Genomic DNA, 1,785 nt, shown 5'->3' with positions numbered 1-1,785 from the left:
TGTTGTTGTGGGTAGTTTTTTTATTCTCTAATGACTTTACCTGTGATTTTTTCAACTCGAAATGTAGTCTCAGGAAAGGAACCATTCGTTTGCGTTTCTTCAATTTCTCTGATCAGCTCCTCGGTGGCTTCAATTTTCGCTCCCGCTTCATTATAAAAAACCCAATTTTCACCAATAGTACTAAATAAAATTTCATCACCACCTTCACAAGACGTGTCCAGCGGGTATTTATCTAAATCGAATTTTCCTTTAGCTTTTATTTGTCCGTTCTCATAGAAGAAAATCCATTCTCCTGCTTTGTAGTTATAAAATCCGTCGCAAACTCCGCCAGTGCAACAATCGGTATATTTTCCAACTTTGTAATTCCCTGTACTCTTTTCTTGTCCATTTTTATAATATTCTTGCCACTGTCCGGCACGTAATCTGTAGAAAGGGAGATATTCATTAGCTAAATGTCCTTTTGCCTTTAATTCACCGGTTTCATAATTTATTACTTCTTCGTTTTCACTTAGCGCAGTCCGCTGTGAAGAACAGCCAATGGTAAAAATTAGAAAAGAAAATAACAGAATGATTCTCATAGGTTTGGTTTAATTACCCACAACGTCCCGTATAAAAACTGTGCGAGCGGGCGTGCGTGATTGTCCGCAGGACAATCCGCTAAGCAAGCGAGCTCGAAATTTCGATTTGAAACTGATTTAAGCATTGTTTTTATATGCTGTTGCCAACCGTTTTTTTTAATCCGATTATTCAACGTCGAAAATTAAAACAGGAGATTTTAAGGAAAATCAGTCGCGTGAAATATTATTAACGTCATTAATCAGATCTTCCTTCAACCAGTCCGAAAATTTTTCGTTTAGGCTTTCGATTTCGTTTCCTACAGCATCATCAAGGTCCTGCCCAGTTTTGCCTTTTTGCAATTCTAATATTTCAACTTGTCTTTTCAGAATTGCTTTTAAATGATATCCGTTCATAAGATTATCTGAATGAATCGTGATTAACAGAGCTGTAATATCAATTTTAAAATTTGGATTGTTCAATTCGTTTTTTATATCATCAAAATTCATATGAGTGTATTTTAAATGGTTGGCAACGTCTCGTATAAAAACAGTGCGAGCGGGCGAGCTTGATTGTCCGCAGGACAATCAGGCGTTGCAAGCGAGCACGGACTTTCGATTCGAGACTAATTTAAGCATTGTTTTTACGTTGTTGACAAACGTTTTTTTGTCCGCGGTCCTTTCGACTATCTTGGTTTGTAGATCCATTGGTTTATTTTTTGTCTCTCCCACTGTTCAACAGGCAACAAAGAATCCCGGGTCTTATTTTCAAGTCCCTCTAATTTAATACAGTCAAAAAGCATTATACTATCATTTCGTCTAATCAGACATTTGTTGCTGTTTGGATACTTTTCAAAAAAATCACCTTTTTTTATTGAATTTAATACATGCTGATCATTATTAATTTGTGCAGTTGTTTCTGATCGGTCGGTTTTAACTAAATCAATTACCAGTAATCCGCCTTTCCAAAGTTCTGTACTGGATACTTTTCCTGCTTTAGAAGGTGCAATAAATTCTTCTTTGTAAATCTCGGCGGATGTTCTATCGTCGCACGAATAAATCACTGTTCCAAAGAATAAAAGAATCAGATATTTTAATTTATTTTTCAATGGGTATTCTTTAATGTTTGTCAACGTCCCGTATAAAAACAGTGCGGCGATTGCCGGCGATGATTTTCCGCAGGAAAATCAGATGCAGCAAGTACGCTCAGACTTTCGATCCGACACTAAGA

At 36.6% G+C, this 1,785-nt stretch carries 3 protein-coding genes; all 3 read right to left on the bottom strand.

The features are described from left to right. Positions 1-20: 20 nt before the first annotated feature. A complete protein-coding gene (locus ACQ93I_RS17145) occupies positions 21-578 on the bottom strand; it encodes a toxin-antitoxin system YwqK family antitoxin (protein ID WP_431699596.1) in 558 nt (185 codons plus the stop codon). 207 nt (positions 579-785) lie between these two features. Next, positions 786-1,064, bottom strand: coding sequence for a hypothetical protein (locus tag ACQ93I_RS17140; protein ID WP_431699595.1), 279 nt, complete (start codon positions 1,062-1,064; stop codon positions 786-788). 176 nt (positions 1,065-1,240) lie between these two features. Next, positions 1,241-1,663 carry a hypothetical protein gene (locus tag ACQ93I_RS17135; protein WP_431699594.1) on the bottom strand — a complete coding sequence of 141 codons (423 nt, stop codon included), beginning with the start codon at positions 1,661-1,663 and terminating at the stop codon, positions 1,241-1,243. Between the last annotated feature and the right edge of the window lie 122 nt (positions 1,664-1,785).

The organism is Salinimicrobium sp. WS361 (assembly GCF_050750585.1).
In the GTDB taxonomy this organism is placed as follows: Bacteria; Bacteroidota; Bacteroidia; order Flavobacteriales; family Flavobacteriaceae; genus Salinimicrobium.
This window is presented reverse-complemented; position numbering and strand designations above follow the sequence as displayed.

Coding starts and splice junctions, on each gene's coding strand:
- ACQ93I_RS17145 (WP_431699596.1), bottom strand. CDS start 578: ATGAGAATCATTCTGTTATTTTCTTTTCTAATTTTTACCATTGGCTGT.
- ACQ93I_RS17140 (WP_431699595.1), bottom strand. CDS start 1,064: ATGAATTTTGATGATATAAAAAACGAATTGAACAATCCAAATTTTAAA.